This is a genomic window from Paenibacillus sp. Y859, assembly GCF_056786405.1.
Genome location: NZ_JBXCIZ010000001.1, coordinates 170,815 through 189,352, shown reverse-complemented (window position 1 = coordinate 189,352; position 18,538 = coordinate 170,815). Strand labels below are relative to the sequence as shown.

Here is an 18,538-nt window from a genome sequence, read left to right as displayed (position 1 = left end):
TGCTTTCTTATATTTTGAATAAAGGCGATTTTTCATTCTATTCTGAATGAAAAATCGCCTTTATTTATGTTCTTCGACGTATTATAAACTAATCAATTTTCGCACCAAAAGCTCGCGTAAAAGTAACGGCTTGGTGAAGGTCCATTTTAACCCCCGTTATATCTAATGCTTTAAAATCAATTCCATCTAGAATGGCCCCTCGAAGATCAGCACTCCGGATATTTGCTTTTCCTAATTGAACTCGTGTTAAATCAGCATCTCTGAAGTCAACTTTTTCTAAGTTAGCTCCATACATATCAGCTTCTGAGAACCTTACTTTACGTAAATTTTGTTTGCCTAAGTTAACATGCCGAAGATTAGTGTAAGACCAATCACCTTCTTCAATGGTTATTCCATCCATTCTAGCCTTGAAGAAATCCGATCCAATCATCTTACAATTTATGAATTTAGACACAAATAAGTTGCTCTCGTGAAATTTACAATTGGTAAATGCCGAACCATGATGTTGAGAGGAATTAAGAGTGGCATTCGTAAAATCACAATTAATAAATAGACAACCTGTGGTCAATACCTCTTCTAATGGTGTACCACGGAAAGTACAGTCTTCGAAGGTACAGTTGCGAAGTTCTCCATAGCGTAGGTCAGAGTTGCTAAAGTCAATGTTGGTGTAATTCTTATCTACATGCTGAAACATGATGATCATCTCCTATAATGTACATTATACTAATAATATAATACTTATTGTTATGAAGATTAAATATGATGTTTCTGTGAAAATTACAGATTGCGGATCCTCTTCGAAGTGATGATTCACTCATGTGAATACAAACTGGCAATGGAGGCATAGTAATGTGTTGTGTTCTGATAAGAAATAAGATATGATATAAAAGTAAGTAGATAACATTTAGGAGGGAGCTTTAATAATGTCATTAGAATTTTTGGAAGCCATTAAGAATAGACGTTCGATTTATGCAATTAGTAAAGAATCTGTTGTGTCCGATGAAAGAATTCACGAAATCGTTAATGAAGCTGTAAAACATACACCATCTTCTTTTAACTCACAAACAGCAAGAGTGGTTGTTCTTCTAGGGGAACAACATGATAAGCTTTGGAATATTACAGAGAATACTCTAAAAAAAATTGTTCCAGAAGATCAATTTACTCCTACGGCTGAGAAAATGACGATGTTCCGCAATGGATATGGTACGATATTATTTTTTGAGGATCAAGATGTTATTGAAGGGCTTCAAACGTCATTCGCAACGTATGCAGATAACTTCCCGATCTGGTCACTACAATCCGCAGGTATGCTCCAATTGGTTGTGTGGACTGCTCTAGAAGTCGAAGGGTTGGGTGCATCTTTGCAACATTACAATCCCCTTATCGATGATGAAGTGAAAGCAACTTGGAACATTCCAGCATCATGGAAGCTTCTTGGTCAAATGCCATTTGGTAAACCACTTGCTCCTGCTGGTGAGAAACAATTCCAACCACTAGAAGACCGCGTTTTAGTATTTAACTAAATTGCAAGTTATCACATAAATAAAGAAGCCATTCTCCTTTTCTTTTACGAAGAGAGGGTCTGGCTTTTTTTGAAATATAAGAAAGTACAATCTTTTTGAAAAAGGACGGTACAGCCGGTTCTACTTGATTATTTTGAAATAGGGTATAATGTGGACTATAATAGTTTTACTATAGACTCATAATGGGGGAGTAGAAGAGATGCAACTCATAGATCAGACACGCGTTCAACGGGTTATTGAGCAATTCAAAGACCAAGATCTGTATATTCATCTAGAGATGACAACAGGAGCTTATGCTTCTCACAATGATAAGTCCAAATTCACTGCATCGACATTTATCCGTAATGGAGTGATTCGATATTCGCTAGGTTCGATTGAAGGTGATGGTCCTTTTCGTGTAGGACTGAAGATGGAGCAAGGATGGGTGTATTCACAAGGACTAACTCACTGGGATGAAAGTGATGAAGAACGTCTCATCCTTGCTGGTCATGATCATGATGGGAAGTTGGTCGTATCACTCCAACTAAGTAAAGAACCATTTTAACTAGAAATGGATGGTCAAGCCAAGCACGACAGAGATTCATAAACCGTCCAGAGAAAGAAGGTACAACCAAATGGAACGTCATATATTAGTAGTACTACCTCATCCTGATGATGAATGTTTTGGTCTCTCAGGAACATTAGCCAAATATATTAGTGAAGGAACTCCTGTAACGTATGCTTGTTTAACTTTAGGAGAGATGGCCCGTAGTATGGGTGATCCACTATTCGCTAACCGTGTCACACTTCCTCAGATTCGCAGATTAGAACTAGAGGAATCTTGTCAGCATATAGGAATAACAGATATTAGAATGATGGGTTACCATGATAAAACGATTGAATTTGAAGATCATGAGCAAATGAGTGAAAGAATAGCTGCCTTAATAACCGAATTGAACCCATCTCTTGTCATAACCTTTCATCCGAAGTATAGCGTGCATCCCGATCATGATGCTACTGGAGCAGCTGTTATTCGAACGATTGCTAAGATGCCAAAGGAACAAAGACCTGTTGTCCACTGCCTAGCATTTACCAAGGGCTGCGAGCAAATATTAGGTGAGCCAGATGTTAAGAATGATGTCATTCCTTTTCTGAAGCAAAAGCTAGGATCGATACAATCGCATCGTTCTCAGTGGCAATTACCTACGGACCCTCACATGGTAGAGAGTGAAGAAATGAAAGAAAGATTCGGAACAGAGCGATTTTGGACTTATTCTTTTTAAAGCACAAGGCGGATTTCCTGTGAATGGGAGGTTCGTCTTCTTTTAAATATAAGAGGTTGGTGATGAGATGAGGTTGAGGTTGAATATTAAATGGAGTATTGGATTAACCGTCATATGTGTCATGCTAGTTCTTGGTGGTTGTAGTTCGGGTAATAGTAAGGATGTGGGTCAACTCGATTCTTCAACGAATACGAATCATATAGCACCAGATGATCAAACAACGGATGCGGGTGAAGGCACTAAAGTGCCACAACAATCTGAGGATGAAGGTATCTTGCCGGAGGAAGTCCCAATCGAACCCACTGATCCTGTAGAAGATCTCTTGAATAGTATGAGTACAGACGAAAAGATAGGCCAACTGGTTGTCGTTGGCATAGATGGAACGATAAATAATGAGGATAGTGAAACATTTATTGAAGATTATCATGTCGGAGGTTTTATTTTCTATAAAGATAATATGGAGTCAACGCAGCAAGCGTTACGGTTATTTAATGATCTAAAACTCAGTAATGAGGTCAATAAAGTTCCACTCTGGATGAGTGTGGATGAAGAGGGTGGCCGAGTGACGCGAATGCCCAAAGAATTTATGAAGTTACCTACGAATAAAGTGATTGGGAAGAAGAATGATGCTAAGCTTTCTAATGAAATCGGACAAATCCTTGGTCGAGAATTACAGGGGTTTGGATTGAATATGGACTTTGCTCCAGTGCTTGATATTCATAGTAATCCTAATAATCCTGTCATTGGGGATCGTTCTTTTGGGAATCAGGCAGAGGTAGTTAGCTCGCTTGGTATCGCTACTATGCATGGCATTCAATCCCAAGGAGTTGTACCCGTAGTGAAGCATTTCCCGGGTCACGGAGATACGTCAGTGGACTCTCATATTGGCTTACCTATTGTCGAGAATAGTCTGGATCGTTTGCGCAGACTTGAACTTCTTCCATTCCAAGATGCCATTAATCAAGGGGCAGAAGTCGTTATGATTGCACATATTCTAATGCCAAAAGTAGACCCGGATTTCCCAGCGTCATTATCTAAGGTCGTTATTACAGAAATCCTTCGTGCGGAGTTGGGGTTCAGTGGTGTTGTCATGACAGATGATATGACCATGGGAGCCATCGTTGACCATTATGATCTTCCTCAATCTGCTGTCCAATCGGTACTTGCAGGCACAAATATTGTGCTCGTCGGTCATGATGTTGAGAAGGGGATAGCGGTTATAGACGCTTTGACAGATGCTGTGAAGAACGGTAAGATTTCAGATGAGCTATTAAACAATCGAGTGTATACAATATTGAAGCTTAAAGAAAAGTACGGATTGAGTAATGAACCTGCCAAAGGTCCAGATGTTCAGGCACTAAATGCGGACATACAAAAAATAGTTAATAAGGTTGGACAAACTAATAAATGATGAAGACAATTAGGAGGAGTTATTAATGGTAGTTCATGATGGGAAGTTGTTCGTATTCGTAGGTTCATACGCTGAATCGGCAGATAACGGTATTTATGTATATACCTTTGATGAAGGAACAGGGCAATTAACACTCGTTGATGAGGTTGCTGGACTGCAGAATCCAACCTTTTTAAATGTGGATCATATTAAACATAAGCTATATGCTATTTCAGAGTCGAAATCCGCGGAAGGTACCAAGATTGGTGAGATCGTAGAATTCGCAGTGGAACCAATAACAGGATCACTGAAGCTCATTCAGCGCAAGGATAGTGTAGGTGCGCCGACATGCCATATCCAACGGGATTCAGAAGGGAAGTATCTTACGGTTACTAGCTACCACGGGGGGATGATCGGTCTATTCTCTCTCAAAGAAGATGGTAGTTTGGGAGAATTATTGGATGTTGCGCAGCATGAAGGAAAAGGTGTACTCGCTGAACGTCAAGATCGGCCACATCCGCATTCCTCTTTCTTTAGTCCTGATGGCAGATTCTTTTTCGTACAGGATCTCGGATTAGACCTTATTCAAGCGTATAGTATTAATGAGGACAAGCAACAGTTAATTAAACAAGGAATTGTGAAGCTGCAACCAGCTGCTGGACCAAGACATCTAACATTTCATCCGAATGGAGCATATGCTTTCGTGATTAATGAGATTGACTCAACGATTACGTCTTTCAATTATGATGCTGAGCATGGTAAATTAAGCGAACGAGAGACTGTACCGACACTACCAGCAGATTTTGAAGGGGACAATGGTTGTGCAGAAATATTGATTTCACAAGATGGTAAATTTGTATATGGTTCCAATCGTGGTCACGATAGTATGGTGGTGTATGCCTTTGATGAAGTGACGGGTAAGCTGACACTTGTAGAACATGTATCCGTAGAAGGAGCACATCCGCGTCATTTCGAATTTACACCTAAAGGTGACTATCTTTTTGTAGCTAATAGAGATACGAACAATATTACGATATTCCGAGTTGACCAAGAGTCGGGAATAATACAATATACAGGCGATAGCGTAACGGTGTCTAAGCCAGTATGTGTTAAGCCTTTTTATATGTAATATCCTCCATGAGTTACTAATTTCACAATAAATAAATACACCACATACCGATATAATGTATACTGAGATAAGGAACCAATAAGAGGTGATAACAACTATTGAAAGCGCATTTTATTATAATGCGGATTCAAAAGGTGACTTTTTGAATATCCTCTTATAATGCGAGTAATAATTGTTTGATGGGTTCCATATAATCCAGCAAAAGGTGGTGAGATCAATGGAACTATGGGCAATCTGGCTCGTCATCGGAGTTATTCTGTTTGTCGTGGAGATGCTGACATTAACCTTTTACCTGTTATGGATTGGCATCGGGGCGATTGCGGCAGCACTTATTGCTCTGGTAGTACCTGACTTATTCTTCGTTCAGGCGTTATTTGGTTGTATTGTAGCACTGGTGTTGACCTTCTTCACGAAACCATTGACCAAATTTATGCGTAAATCGGATGGTTTCACGGATGTTATTGATGAATTAGTCGGCAAGCAAGGAATTGTTATTGAAGAAATTGACGTCAGTAAGAATGGTATCGTGAAGGTTGGCAACGAAACATGGAGTGCTTCCTCAGATCAGCTTTTACGCAAAGATGAAATTGTCATTATTGTACAACGTGGTACCACTGTCTTAGAAGTCCACAAATGGGAAGGGGTTTCTTAATGGAGTATGGTTGGGTAATTGTTCTAATTATTCTCGCTATTGTCGTTGTTTTTATTTCGTTGACTATCAAGATCGTACCACAACAACGTGTTGGCGTTGTAGAGCGACTTGGTAAGTTTCATCGTTTATTAAATCCAGGATTAAATATTCTTATTCCAGTGATTGATCATGTACGGGTATACCATGATTTGCGTATTCAACAGGCGAATGTGCCTCCGCAAACGGTTATTACCAAAGATAACGTACAAGTAGAAATTGATACGATTATATTCTATCAAGTCGTTGGACCGGATCAAGCTACATACGGGATATCTGACTACGTGTATGGTGTACGTAACATATCTACTGCAACGATGAGACAGATCATCGGTAAGATGGAGTTGGATGAAACGTTATCTGGACGTGAGAAAATATCGTTAGAGATCCGTGTTGCTTTGGATGAAGCGACAGAGAAGTGGGGCGTACGGATTGAGCGGGTTGAAGTTATTGATATTCAGCCGCCAAGAGATATTCAAGAAGCGATGGATAAGCAGATGAAGGCTGAACGTAGTAAACGTGCTATCGTTCTTGAAGCAGAAGCTGCTAAGCAAGACATGATTCTTCGTGCTGAAGGTGATAAGCAGAGTAAAATTCTAAAAGCCGAAGGGGATAAGGAAGCACGTATCCGTGAAGCTGAAGGATTAGGTCAGGCTCAAGAGCTAGAAGCTATTGGTGAAGCGAAGGCGATCTTGGCTGTTGCACAAGCAGAGAAGAATCGTATAGAGATGATTCGTGAAGCTGGTCTTGACGAGAATGTTCTTGCGTATCGTTCTTTCGAAGCGCTAACTGAGATTTCTAAAGGACCTGCTAATAAAGTGTTTATTCCTTCGAATGCTGTTGAGATTCTTGGCAGTCTAGGTGCTATCGGGGAAATATTTAAATCTAAGAAATAAGTCATATTCATGTCAATATAAATTGAAAGAAGCCAAATTCCTCTTGAAGGGTTTGGCTTCTTTCAATTTATCTTGATAATATTATATTACTGTATACATATGGAGGGTAAGTGACTTTGACGAGCATATTGGAAATGAATCAATTGAGTAAGCGATACGGAGATCAACCTATATTAAACGCCTTTACATCTCAAATTACTAATCCAGAAGTGATTACACTTCTGGGGAAATCAGGGCAAGGTAAAAGTACGCTTCTGCGGATTCTATGCCGTATGGTGGCACAGGATGATGGTGAGGTTCGATTATATGGACGTTCATGTGTTGAGGTAGACCCTCAAGAATGGAGAAGGAGAATCAGCTATGTCTCTCAACAATCTTATATGCTTCCAGGCAGTGTTGAAGATAATCTAAGAACCGTGAGTCAGCTTCACAAAATAGATTTTGATCATAACTTAGCGAAGCGGCTCATGTCGTCTTTAAATCTAGATTATCTGGATTGGGGCAAGAAATCGTCTGAATTATCTGGAGGAGAGAAACAAAGAGTTGCCCTCGTTCGTTCATTACTGCTAAGATCAGAGATTTTACTACTAGATGAAGTTACAGCTTCACTAGATATGCAGAGCAAGCTAGGGGTAGAGAAGCTGTTACAAGATTGGCGAGAGCAGGAAGGGACAACTTGTATATGGATAACACATGATATTGAACAAGCACAACGCATAAGTCAAAGAGTATGGTTCATTGAGAGAGGAGTCCTGTTAGAAGATAGCCGTTGTGATGAATTCTTCGACAATCCCATGACAGCTAGTGCAAGAAGTTATTTACAATTAACGCCACAGGAGGAAATTCAATGTCCTATATAGCTCTTAGCTTTACGCTTATATTTGTGATGATCACGATGTTAGTCTCTATGTGGCAAAAGCTCGATTTGGAGAAGGATATTGCGATTGGAACGATCCGTTCTGCGATTCAATTACTATTAGTAGGATACGTGCTGATGTTTGTATTTCAATCTCAACATCCTATGTTTATCTTGTTAATTATTTCAGTCATGATCACGGTCGCCGCCTGGAATGCGGGTAAACGTGGTAAGGGATTACCTGGCATACGCTGGCGGATAGCCCTTTCTATTGGTTGTACAGAAGTTCTGATGATGGCCTTACTCTTAGGATTACATATAATAGAAGCAACACCGCAATATATTATACCAATCAGTGGTATGACGATTGGAAATGCAATGGTTGTATCAGGTCTATTCTTGAATCATATGAAGCGTGAGGTTGAGTCTAATCGTGGTGAAGTAGAGACTTTATTGTGTCTAGGTGCTAGTGCGAGACAGGCTATTCAGGATTCCTTGAAGAGATCGGTTAAATCAAGTATGATTCCAACCATCGATGGGATGAAGACGGTTGGAATCGTCCAGTTACCGGGAATGATGACTGGGATGATTATAGCGGGTGCTGATCCTGTAGAAGCAGTACGTTATCAGATTTTAATTGTGTTTGCTTTTACTGCATCAGCAGCGATTACTAGCATTGTTTTAGGTCTGTTGAGTTATCGACTGTGGTTCACGAAAGATTTACGTATGGCTTCCTTATAGAGGAAGTTCAAAAAGTCGTCGGTAGGACACTGAAAAAGTCCACACACATTGGTGTAGGATACCGCTACGATAACGGATTGTCCTTCCGATCGCTGTTGCCCTCTGATTTCTTGATTGTATATCCACAATGGTTGAAATCAGAGGGCAAAGGCGACCGCTCCGCTTCTTCAGGACAATTCCGTCATCTTCGCTACTTCGAACATAGGGTCTGACTTTCTGCAAATATTAGTCTTGTTTAGAGTGTTTTCGCGCAATTTATTGGTGCAGAAAGTGCCCCTTTTTTTATTCGAATTCATTTCACGGAATTAAAAGCATAAGTTTTTCAGTGGCCCTGTGGAATCTTCGTGAGCGGATGTGGCACTTACTTTAGATACATCGGAGAAAGGGAAATCCTTCCGATATCAAAATCGGATGCTGACAACTTTCTCGAAGGTGTGAAGGATACACTTAAAGGCGTGACTTGGAAGGATGATAGCTGGCAACTAGGAAATGAATTACGGAGATCCAATAGGCTCGAATGGCGAGGATCAATACAACGAGAGTGTCTAAAATAGTGAGGTAATAGGTTGAATATCCATTAAAGAGTTAGTTTTAAGGTGATCTTTTGACTACTAGCTGCAGTTGCAGATGCGGATGATTTAGATTGTGGTTATAATAGAAGAAAGTATATAATAATCTTGGCTCAACACTAAAATCAGCGCTTGACTATTTCGATAAGATCCGATTGCAGTTGTGCTCAATTAAACCTTATACCGATCTTAATCTGTTGTGAAGTAACTTAAGAACCACCTTTCCATAGAGCCACACTAACCACCGTATGGTATAAAGCCTGCAACGGCTTTTCGCAGGAATATGACACTCATCTGAACAAGTAGGTAGGAAGAATGTTTTCTTCTGATTCCACAGTCTTAAACTCATAATAAGAGGGATTGGATCGGATGAAGTGGAGAAGTACGAAGCAGCGCAGATGACGGAATTGTCCTGAAGAAGCGGTAGCGCTCGCCTTTGCCCTCTGATTTCAACCGCTGTGCGGTATACAATCAAGAAATCGGAGGGCAACAGCGATCGTAAGGACAATCCGTTATCGTAGCGGCATCCTACACAAATTTTTGTTAAGTACTGGTTTGGTTTTGGGTCAGAAGATAATGATCATAATTTCAATCCATAAATAAAGGAAATGATAAACTATTATGAAACGAATACCGAATGGGATCAAGAATCGATCTATTATGCTGCTCCAACAAAAAAAGTTAATGTTTCTATTCATTACACTAATGGTTGGGTTAATTATTTTAGTATTTAGTAAAATATCCTACATATTTACACCGATTACAACGATACTGAGCACCGTGGCGGTACCTATAATACTAGCTTCCATAGCCTATTATTTACTCAATCCGCTCGTTGATTTCATGGAACGTAGAAAGATTAAGCGTGGTTATTCTATACTTATCCTCTATGCACTCATAATTGGGCTATTGAGTATTCTTATTGTTGAGATTATTCCTGTCATTCGTAATCAGGTGATGGGATTTGTTGAGAATGTCCCTATGTATAGTCAAGAAATTCAGATCATATTCGAGAACTGGATTGGCAGTGATTTATTCACTCAGATTCAGAATAACCTCGGATTCAATGCACCTGATATCATGGGTGAGATTTCATCGAAGGCGGCTTCATTTTTCAATAATACGTTTAAAGGGATTAGTACCGTTGTAGGAGCAGTAACGGAATTCGTATTAGCCTTTATTATTGCACCGTTTATTCTAGTGTACTTATTGAAGGACGGAAAGAAATTGCCACAGTATATGCTTAAGCTTCTGCCAACGAAGGTACGCCCGCATACATCTAAAGTTCTAAGCGAAATGAGCCATCAGATTAGTTCATATATTCGCGGACAGATTATTGTTAGTTTCTGTATTGGAATTCTACTGTATTTCGGTTATCTCATTATTGGAATTGACTATCCCGTGGTGCTTGCTATCATTGCGGCTTTTACAAGTATGGTTCCTTATTTAGGACCGACAATTGCTATCACACCTGCCATCATCATTGCGCTAGTAACGTCACCGATCATGTTGATCAAAATGGTTGCGGTATGGACGATCGTTCAATTAATCGAAGGGAAATTCATATCTCCACAAATTATGGGAAAGACATTAAAAGTTCATCCCATTACGATTATTTTTGTTATTATTGTTGCTGGTAAATTATTTGGTGTTGTCGGCATTATACTTGCGGTACCTGGTTACGCTATTCTGAAAGTTATCGTTATGAATCTATTTGAGTGGTTTAAGAATGCGACAGAATGGTATGATCCTATTCCAGAAATGATTGAGAAAGAAGAGGGAGAAGAGATATGAATACTACGATAGATATTATATATGAACCACCCACGCCTGATGAGTATAATCAATTAAGGACTAAAGCAGGTTTGAGCGCTAGAGATAGAGCAGGAGCAGCTATAGCATTGACCCATTCGATCTTTAACATTACGTTGAGACAGTCGAATGAACTTATTGGGATGGGAAGAATTATCGGCGATGGTGGGTGCTTTTATCAAATTGTAGATATTGCAGTGGATCCTACTCATCAAGGAAAAGGTCTGGGTAAACTAATTATGGTTGAAATTACGCAATATTTAGACCAGAACGCATTTAAGGATTCCTATGTAAGTTTGATTGCAGAAGTCCCGGCCGATCGATTATATAAGAAGTTTGGGTTTGAATACACGCAACCAAAGTCTGTTGGAATGTATAAGAGATACTAGTTTAAGGTTGCTTATCCTAAGCTTCTACGTTAGAATTTCTGGAGTGTGTTACTTACAGAATAGGATGGAGCGCATGTACGTGAAGAAATTCAAGAAGTTTTATATTGAGATTACTAGTGTGTGTAATTTGGCATGTACCTTTTGTCCGCAGACAAAGCGACAAGCTAATTTCATTAAAATCGATGCGTTTACCAAAATATTAGACGAAATCAAACCTCATACGGATTATTTATACTTCCATGTGAAGGGTGAGCCGCTGCTTCACCCCAAAATTGATCAACTCTTGGATTTAAGCCACGAGAGAGGATTCAAAGTTAATATTACGACAAACGGAACACTTCTTCATAAAGCGAAGCATAAAATTATGATGAAACCAGCCTTACGTCAGCTGAATTTCTCGTTACATAGCTTTGATGGTCATGAAGGTTCGACGAATAAGGAAGAGTATGTAGCGTCTGTCCTTAATTTTGCGAAAGAGGCTGTGGAGAAATCAGATGTTCTGGTATCACTTAGACTTTGGAATTTGACGGAAGATAACATCACTAACCTCGAACGAAATAGAAATCGACAGATTCTCGAATGGATTGAGACGGAGTTTAATCTCGATTTTAAAATTGAAGAAAAGATAGCTCCAGGTAGTGGTGTGAAAATTGCCAAACAAATCTATCTCAATCAAGATCATGAGTTTAAATGGCCTGATTTGAAAGAAGAGGAAGACCACGGAAAGGGATTCTGCCATGGTCTGCGTAACCAAGCGGGTATTCTTGTAGATGGTACGGTCATTCCTTGTTGTCTGGATGGTGAAGGTGTGATTAATTTAGGGAACATCAATCAGACGCCATTCTCTGAAATTGTGGAGAGTGAGAGGGCGAATAATCTTTATGATGGGTTCTCCCGTAGAGAAGTTGTAGAAGAGTTATGTAGGAAGTGTGGATACCGCAAGCGGTTCTCTTAATGTGAACTACATGAGCAGGAGCTAATAAACTCCTGCTCCTTTTGTTGCGTTATGGAAGAATTAGAAATTATGAAATCATAGGGGATGTATTTTATGGATAAATGGTTTCACTTTCGCTGGTGGAAACTTGCTCTACTCATAGTGCTCTTCATCGGTGTAGTGATGGCGATCTACCTGAAACCATACGCACCAGATGCGATAGCACTTGAGGCAATGAAAGGTGGCAATGGAATAACCGTGTCTGAACAGAGACGGTGGATTCAATTCGATCCAGAGAAAGCTGATGGCTTAAATGTCATCTTTTATCCTGGTGGCTTAGTAAATCCTAAAAGCTATGCACCTCTTGCTAAAGAGCTTGCTATGCAAGGATACCGGACATATATTGTGAAAATGCCCTTGAATCTTGCAGTACTTGGCGGAAATAGAGCTAATGGCATACTCAGTATGGAACCTAATGATACTTTTGTAATAGGGGGCCATTCACTAGGGGGCGTTATGGCTTCACGGTTTGCGGCTAGCCATCCAGATCAGCTCGCTGGTGTGTTCTTTCTTGCGGCATATCCGGATTCAAAAGGAAGCTTGGTTGAGATGGATGTACCTGTCATCTCTCTTACTGGATCGGAGGATGGTGTCTTGAAGAAGGAAACTTACGAGATTGCTAAACAATATCTCCCACAATACTCAGAATATTATGTAATTGAAGGTGGTAACCATGCCCAATTCGGGAGCTATGGTCCGCAAAAGGGAGACAATCCTACGAAAACAACATTTGAAGTGCAACTTCAAACGTTGATAGAGAAATTATCGGAGTGGATGAATAGATTGGAATGAAGATCATTCGTTGAAGAATGATGTTGGAAGTGTGAAAAGGGTGTCCAAAGTAAACGAGCAGGCTATCATGTTAAAGAGCGCCAGATGTTGTAGCAGAAGAAGATCGAGATGACTGGATTTGTGTATCGAGAAGATGATATGCCTCCCAATCAGTTTGTTATTTCTAGACTTGCTGTGCAGCGTTGTTCAGCAGATACGGCTCCTTATGGTATAATAGTGGAATCAGAGATAGCTAATAGGGTTGCAGAGGTTACATGGGTTGAATTGACCGGAGTCATTGGTCAGACAACTTATAGGGGGAGTAACATAACGTTACCCTATGGGAAAGGAACGAATGTCATGACAGTGGATGAGGACAGTAAATCGTCGAGAGTTAAACAAATGATTGATGTGATGACGACAAGCGGCTGGCGGATTACGGAACAACGGAGAAAATTAGCCGAAATATTTACTGATGCCAATGGATATTTATCTCCAAAAGAAGTATACGATCAGATGACGATTCCATATCCAAGTGTAAGCTTTGATACGGTGTATCGAAATTTACGTTTATTGAGCGAAATGGGCGCGTTGGAGCAATTCTACTCTATGGATGGCGGTTTGAAATTTAAAGAAAGCTGCTCAACACATCATCACCATCATTTAATCTGTGTCAATTGTGAGAAGACATTGACGTTCGATTATTGCCCAATGGAGCAATCGCTGAAGTTACCGGGCTCATTCAAAATTGTGAATCATCGATTCGAAGTTTATGGGTTATGCGAGGAATGTCAAAAAGAAACCGTTAACGTTTGATTAATACTATAATTACGAAGAAGAAGCTCTATTTAATGGAGCTTCTTCTTCGTGTAGATATTAGATGGGATTCCTTCACAAGGTCAGTTTTGTTCACAATGATATGATCGGCAACCTCTAATTGAAGTCTAAGCGTCTGCACTAGTTGTTTATCGGATGAGAAGAGGCTGTTATAATCTAGCGCGTTCTCAGCATCCAGTACAGTGACGATTTGTTTCAGCACCTCAGCTTACATTTATAAAGGATGCTTCAATGAATAAGGAATTTTATATTGACTAATAAAAGGGTTCCTGCTAAGCTCTTTAAGTGTAATAATTACGATTATCTAGTTTGCTTTCGTTTGATTTTTTTATTTATTCCATTATCGTAAAAATTACTGTTTATTTCAAGTGATATTCAGAATCTATTGTTTATATTAGAGATAGATTCATCCATATCGCAGAAAGGAAGAGATCGTTTTGCTTATAGCTTCTTTAGAACAAGTTGTATTTGGTTATAGTGATGTTCCTTGCCTAGAAGATGCAAATATTGAGTTTTATGCTGGAGAATTTATCGCTGTAACGGGTCCTAATGGAGCGGCGAAGACAACATTGCTTAAACTTGTACTTGGATTATTAGAGCCATGGAAAGGGAAAGTTCACTTATCTACTATAAATAAGGAAGGGAAGAAGCTTGTTGTTGGTTATGTGCCACAGCAAATTGCTGCATTTAACGCCGGCTTTCCTAGTACCATATTGGAGTTCGTCCGATCTGGTAGATTTGTCCGAGGATCTTGGTTACGAAGGTTGAAGGCAGAAGACTATAAATGGACTGAAAGAGCATTACGCCAAGTAGGTATGTGGGAACTTCGACATCGTAAAATCGGTGAGCTATCTGGCGGCCAGAAACAGCGCATTTGTATTGCAAGGGCGCTCGCTCAAGAATCAGACATACTCATTCTGGATGAGCCAACGACTGGAATGGATCAGGAGAGCCGACTTGGATTCTATGCACTGATGCAACAGCAGGTGAAAGAACAGGGCAAGACGGTTGTAATGGTTACCCATGGACTGTCAGAGGTGGAGAATTATTTGGACCGAATTATTGCGCTTGAGCGAAAGGAGGAAGGAAGATGGAAATGCTGCACTATGACTTCATGCAGCGGGCATTTTGTGCCGGTGGGCTCATTGCATTGATTGCTTCCGTGCTGGGTGTATACCTTATGTTAAGACGTCAGGCATTGATGGCGGATATGCTCTCGCATGTTTCATTAGCAGGTGTTGCGGCAGGTGCTTATCTGAACATCAATCCTACTCTGACCGGTTTCGTCGTTGCGGTTGTTGGAGCTGTCGCTGTGGAATATGTCAGGAAATCATACAAAACGTATAGTGAAATTTCGATAGCCATTATTATGATTGGTGGATTATCTACGGCTGTAGTACTTATGAGTTTTAATACAGGCGTTAGTAAGAGTTTCACATCCTATTTATTTGGTTCTGTCGTTGCTGTAACTCAAACTGAACTATGGCTGATGGTATTCGTGGCATTGATTGGAGGAGCATTCTTTTATTTGTTCCGACGACCACTTTACCAGATGACATTTGATGAAGAAACAGCCAAGACAGCAGGGTTACCAGTTCATTGGTTATCGCTAGGATTCAGTATTCTAACAGGAATGATTGTTGCAGCAGCTATGCCTATTGTCGGAGTCCTCTTGGTGTCATCTTTAATTGTGCTTCCTGCTTCCTTAGCGATTCGCATTGCCCCTAGCTTCCAAACAGCAATTCTAATCTCGATGGCGATAGGATTGATAGGCGTAATCTCAGGTTTAACGGCATCTTATGAACTGGGCACACCACCAGGAGGAACGATTGCGCTATTGCTATTACTAATACTTATTGCAGGAATTACGATTAAGAAAATAGTTATGAAGATTGGTAGCAAACAAATGCCGAATATCAATACAGAAAGAATGCAGAACCAATAAAATTATAATAAAGGGGAAATGAAAATGAATTCATGGTTTAAAAAAACTCTAGCCTTCGTAGCGTTATCATCAATAATTGTAACAGGGTGTGGAAAAAATGATGTGGTGTCAACCAATGCAACGAATCAGGCATCAACGCCTGAGGCAAGCGCTCAAATGGAGCAGAAATTGAAGGTTGTGACTTCATTTTATCCGATGTATGAATTCAGTAAGCAAATCGCAGGAGATCATGCAGAGGTTGTTGTTCTTGTTCCTGCTGGAACCGAGCCCCATGATTGGGAGCCAAGTGCGAAAGATATGGCATTAGTATCAGATGCGGATATATTCATATATAACGGTATCGTTGAGGAATGGGCAGAAAAGGCAATTAAAAGTGCTTCTAATGAAAAGCGTATTGTGATTGAGGCGAGTCATGGCATTGCTCTCATGGAAGGCGAGGCACATTCACATGATCACGGAGAAGGTGAAGAGGAAGCTCATGAGCTTGAGCATGAGCATGTAATGGACCCGCATGTTTGGCTAAGTCCTGTTCTAGCTCAGAAACAAGTAACTGCAATTCTTGAAGCTTTTGTAATGGCTGATCCTGTAAATGAAGAAGATTATAACAACAATGCAGCGGTATATATAGCGCAACTGCAACAATTGGATGAAGAATTTAAAGCAGGATTAAAAGATATTAAAACAAAAGAATTTGTTACTCAACATGCTGCATTTGGTTATTTGGCAAGGGAGTATAACTTAACTCAAGTTGCGATTGCAGGACTTTCTCCAGAACAAGAACCATCTCCCGATAAGATGGTAGATATAGTGAAATTTGCCAAAGAACATCAGGTGACAACGATATTCTTCGAAACGCTAGCAGATCCCAAAGTAGCTGAAACTCTTGCTAAAGAAATTGGTGCCACAACAGACGTGTTGAACCCGTTAGAAGGGTTAACGAAAGAAGAGACTCAGAATAATATGAATTATATTTCAGTTATGAAGAAGAATCTTGAAGCCTTGGTAAAGGCATTGAGTGAATGAATCAGAAAATAGGTTCTGCTACTGAATAGAGTAAGTATATAGAATAGAGGCCGAGGGGAATCCCCCTCGGCCTTATATGCGATCCAAAATCCAGAAAGAATCACCGATATAATCACAGTTATCCCCGCCAAAGAAGCGAATCGAAATCGGTCTTGGGTATAATACCTTCTTCATAAGCCCGATTGAGTAAAGCCTTGATGGCATTGTAACCATCATCACCTAGATTTGCACTGAATTCATTCACATATAAATCAATATGGGCTTGTGCGACTTCAGGAGATAGCTCTTGAGAGTGCTGAAGGACGTATTGTTGCGATACATTGGGGTGAGCCCAAGCATATTCAACCGAATCACGAATCCACTGTGAAATTTGAGTTAAATCCAATGATTTACGAGCAATAATGGCTCCTAAGGGGATGGGGAGATGCGTATCTTCTTCCCACCAACTACCTAAATCGGTCATTAGTGACAATCCATAATCAGGATAGGTGAAGCGTGCTTCATGAATGACGAGTCCGGCATCAATCAAGCCATCGCGCACAGCAGGCATAATCTGGTCAAATGGCATGACTACAATCTCACCGATTCCACCGGGGATGTTCTGTGCTGCCCATAAACGGAACAATAAATAAGCGGTTGAAGTCTCACTTGGCACAGCGACACGGCGACCTGCTAGTGATGCAGGATCATTCGTAATCTCATTACGGCCTGATGTGAGTACTAATGGACCACAACCGCGTCCAAGCGCCCCGCCACATGGAAGTAACGCATATTCATCGGATACCCACGGCAAAGCTCCGTATGATATTTTGATAATATCAGGTCCATCGGTTCCTTGCGCAAGTGTGTTCGTAATATTAATATCCGCGTATGTAACTTCCAACTCGGGTGCACCAGGGAGTAAACCATGAACCCAAGCGTGGTATATAAAAGTGTCATTAGGACACGGTGAAAAGGCAATCTTCATGTTAACACCTCCAGCAATATTGAACTTGCGGCTTCAAGAGCCTCAAAAGCTTCTTTCATCTTCCATGCTGCTCGATCACGTGGACCGACTACATTGGATATTGTTCTTAGTTCGAGAACAGGTACGTTATGAATTTGTGCTGCTACAGCAACACCATAACCTTCCATAGCTTCTGCGGTCGCCCCGGGCACACGCTTGTCTAGTGCAAGGGCACTCCCAGAGGAACCTGTCACTGTTGAAACGGTAAGAATGGTTCCCGTATGAACGGAAAGACCTGCTTGATGAAGAGCATCGGTTACTATGCTGACTAGAGTAGAATCTACTTCTACACGAGAAGACCCAAAGCCTAGCTCATCAACGCTACAGAAGCCTTCAGCTGTCTCTGCCCCTAAATCTGCGGCTACAATTTCATTTGCTACAACAATTGAGCCAAGCTCTGCTTGTCCAACGAACCCACCACCAATGCCAGCGCTAATGACTAGACTATAATCGGCTAAGGCAAGCGCAGTAGCTGTATTGGCAGCAGCAACGGCTGAACCTACTCCTGCGATTCGTACATCGAATTGACTAGATCCCCTAAGACCACGTAAGACAGCATCTCTCTCCGCTACAACAGCGGTCATAATCAGTATTCGTTTACCTGACTCAAGAGTTTCTATTGCGATCTCGAGTGGTTCTGTATTGATATTATGCTTCAAAGTTATCCCCTCGTTCGCTTATTATTTCTTTAAGAGGTTGTTCAAAAA

At 40.5% G+C, this 18,538-nt stretch carries 22 protein-coding genes and 1 pseudogene; 19 read left to right on the top strand and 4 right to left on the bottom strand.

What is annotated here, in order from left to right; all coding sequences use genetic code 11:
- Window positions 1-88 precede the first annotated feature (88 nt).
- Window positions 89-694 carry a pentapeptide repeat-containing protein gene (locus tag AC1TO8_RS01030; protein ID WP_482053764.1) on the bottom strand — a complete coding sequence of 202 codons (606 nt, stop codon included), beginning with the start codon at window positions 692-694 and terminating at the stop codon, window positions 89-91.
- A 229-nt stretch (window positions 695-923) separates the two neighbouring features.
- On the opposite strand from AC1TO8_RS01030, the gene AC1TO8_RS01025 reads away from it, so the two are divergent.
- The 16 genes and pseudogenes from AC1TO8_RS01025 to AC1TO8_RS00950 all read left to right on the top strand — a co-directional run bounded on the left by AC1TO8_RS01025 (window position 924) and on the right by AC1TO8_RS00950 (window position 13,836).
- A complete protein-coding gene (locus tag AC1TO8_RS01025) occupies window positions 924-1,523 on the top strand; it encodes a nitroreductase family protein (protein WP_482053763.1) in 600 nt (199 codons plus the stop codon).
- Between the two features lie 199 nt (window positions 1,524-1,722).
- Complete coding sequence (locus AC1TO8_RS01020; RefSeq protein ID WP_482053762.1) at window positions 1,723-2,067, top strand: YojF family protein; 345 nt, start codon at window positions 1,723-1,725, stop codon at window positions 2,065-2,067.
- Window positions 2,068-2,137: 70 nt separating this feature from the next.
- Window positions 2,138-2,785 (top strand): bacillithiol biosynthesis deacetylase BshB2, encoded by a 648-nt coding sequence (gene bshB2, locus AC1TO8_RS01015; protein ID WP_482053761.1) that lies wholly within the window; start codon window positions 2,138-2,140, stop codon window positions 2,783-2,785.
- A 79-nt stretch (window positions 2,786-2,864) separates the two neighbouring features.
- Window positions 2,865-4,196 (top strand): beta-N-acetylhexosaminidase, encoded by a 1,332-nt coding sequence (gene nagZ, locus AC1TO8_RS01010; RefSeq protein WP_482053760.1) that lies wholly within the window; start codon window positions 2,865-2,867, stop codon window positions 4,194-4,196.
- Window positions 4,197-4,221: 25 nt separating this feature from the next.
- Window positions 4,222-5,304 carry a lactonase family protein gene (locus AC1TO8_RS01005; RefSeq protein WP_482053759.1) on the top strand — a complete coding sequence of 361 codons (1,083 nt, stop codon included), beginning with the start codon at window positions 4,222-4,224 and terminating at the stop codon, window positions 5,302-5,304.
- A 217-nt stretch (window positions 5,305-5,521) separates the two neighbouring features.
- Complete coding sequence (locus AC1TO8_RS01000; protein WP_482053758.1) at window positions 5,522-5,956, top strand: NfeD family protein; 435 nt, start codon at window positions 5,522-5,524, stop codon at window positions 5,954-5,956.
- On the top strand, window positions 5,956-6,888 hold the full coding sequence (locus tag AC1TO8_RS00995) for an SPFH domain-containing protein (RefSeq protein WP_482053757.1): 933 nt from the start codon (window positions 5,956-5,958) through the stop codon (window positions 6,886-6,888). The genes AC1TO8_RS01000 and AC1TO8_RS00995 overlap by 1 nt, the downstream gene beginning before the upstream one ends.
- 116 nt (window positions 6,889-7,004) lie before the next feature.
- Window positions 7,005-7,748 (top strand): ABC transporter ATP-binding protein, encoded by a 744-nt coding sequence (locus AC1TO8_RS00990; RefSeq protein ID WP_482053756.1) that lies wholly within the window; start codon window positions 7,005-7,007, stop codon window positions 7,746-7,748.
- Complete coding sequence (locus tag AC1TO8_RS00985; protein ID WP_482053755.1) at window positions 7,736-8,485, top strand: ABC transporter permease; 750 nt, start codon at window positions 7,736-7,738, stop codon at window positions 8,483-8,485. Before AC1TO8_RS00990 ends, AC1TO8_RS00985 begins: the two co-directional genes overlap by 13 nt.
- 344 nt (window positions 8,486-8,829) lie before the next feature.
- A complete protein-coding gene (locus AC1TO8_RS00980) occupies window positions 8,830-9,039 on the top strand; it encodes a RusA family crossover junction endodeoxyribonuclease (RefSeq protein WP_482053754.1) in 210 nt (69 codons plus the stop codon).
- A gap of 636 nt (window positions 9,040-9,675) precedes the next feature.
- Window positions 9,676-10,848: an AI-2E family transporter gene (locus tag AC1TO8_RS00975; RefSeq protein WP_482053753.1), complete on the top strand. Its 1,173-nt coding sequence runs from the start codon at window positions 9,676-9,678 to the stop codon at window positions 10,846-10,848.
- Window positions 10,845-11,255 carry a GNAT family N-acetyltransferase gene (locus AC1TO8_RS00970; protein WP_482053752.1) on the top strand — a complete coding sequence of 137 codons (411 nt, stop codon included), beginning with the start codon at window positions 10,845-10,847 and terminating at the stop codon, window positions 11,253-11,255. Before AC1TO8_RS00975 ends, AC1TO8_RS00970 begins: the two co-directional genes overlap by 4 nt.
- A 79-nt stretch (window positions 11,256-11,334) precedes the next feature.
- Window positions 11,335-12,210: a radical SAM/SPASM domain-containing protein gene (locus AC1TO8_RS00965; RefSeq protein ID WP_482053751.1), complete on the top strand. Its 876-nt coding sequence runs from the start codon at window positions 11,335-11,337 to the stop codon at window positions 12,208-12,210.
- A gap of 93 nt (window positions 12,211-12,303) precedes the next feature.
- A complete protein-coding gene (locus tag AC1TO8_RS00960) occupies window positions 12,304-13,041 on the top strand; it encodes an alpha/beta hydrolase (protein WP_482053750.1) in 738 nt (245 codons plus the stop codon).
- A gap of 108 nt (window positions 13,042-13,149) precedes the next feature.
- Window positions 13,150-13,383 (top strand): annotated as a pseudogene (locus tag AC1TO8_RS00955) (TIGR03943 family putative permease subunit); the annotation flags it as partial.
- A complete protein-coding gene (locus tag AC1TO8_RS00950; protein WP_482054468.1) occupies window positions 13,381-13,836 on the top strand; it encodes a Fur family transcriptional regulator in 456 nt (151 codons plus the stop codon). The pseudogene AC1TO8_RS00955 and the gene AC1TO8_RS00950, both read left to right, overlap by 3 nt.
- 28 nt (window positions 13,837-13,864) lie before the next feature.
- Here AC1TO8_RS00950 and AC1TO8_RS00945 read toward each other — a convergent pair whose 3' ends face one another.
- Complete coding sequence (locus AC1TO8_RS00945) at window positions 13,865-14,059, bottom strand: GTP-binding protein (RefSeq protein ID WP_482053749.1); 195 nt, start codon at window positions 14,057-14,059, stop codon at window positions 13,865-13,867.
- A 235-nt stretch (window positions 14,060-14,294) separates the two neighbouring features.
- Here AC1TO8_RS00945 and AC1TO8_RS00940 point away from each other — a divergent pair, with 235 nt between their 5' ends.
- From AC1TO8_RS00940 to AC1TO8_RS00930, 3 genes are read left to right on the top strand one after another with little or no spacing between them, the layout of a single operon-like run.
- Window positions 14,295-15,011 carry a metal ABC transporter ATP-binding protein gene (locus AC1TO8_RS00940; protein WP_482053748.1) on the top strand — a complete coding sequence of 239 codons (717 nt, stop codon included), beginning with the start codon at window positions 14,295-14,297 and terminating at the stop codon, window positions 15,009-15,011.
- Complete coding sequence (locus AC1TO8_RS00935) at window positions 14,948-15,802, top strand: metal ABC transporter permease (RefSeq protein WP_482053747.1); 855 nt, start codon at window positions 14,948-14,950, stop codon at window positions 15,800-15,802. Before AC1TO8_RS00940 ends, AC1TO8_RS00935 begins: the two co-directional genes overlap by 64 nt.
- Before the next feature lie 24 nt (window positions 15,803-15,826).
- Entirely contained in the window at window positions 15,827-16,825 is a 999-nt protein-coding gene (locus AC1TO8_RS00930; RefSeq protein ID WP_482053746.1) for a metal ABC transporter substrate-binding protein, read from the top strand.
- A 118-nt stretch (window positions 16,826-16,943) separates the two neighbouring features.
- On the opposite strand, the gene AC1TO8_RS00925 is transcribed toward AC1TO8_RS00930, so the two are convergent.
- Together AC1TO8_RS00925 and AC1TO8_RS00920 are read right to left on the bottom strand one after the other, a co-directional pair.
- Entirely contained in the window at window positions 16,944-17,792 is an 849-nt protein-coding gene (locus AC1TO8_RS00925; RefSeq protein ID WP_482053745.1) for a 1,4-dihydroxy-6-naphtoate synthase, read from the bottom strand.
- On the bottom strand, window positions 17,789-18,451 hold the full coding sequence (locus AC1TO8_RS00920) for a futalosine hydrolase (protein ID WP_482054467.1): 663 nt from the start codon (window positions 18,449-18,451) through the stop codon (window positions 17,789-17,791). Before AC1TO8_RS00920 ends, AC1TO8_RS00925 begins: the two co-directional genes overlap by 4 nt.
- Window positions 18,452-18,538: the final 87 nt, after the last annotated feature.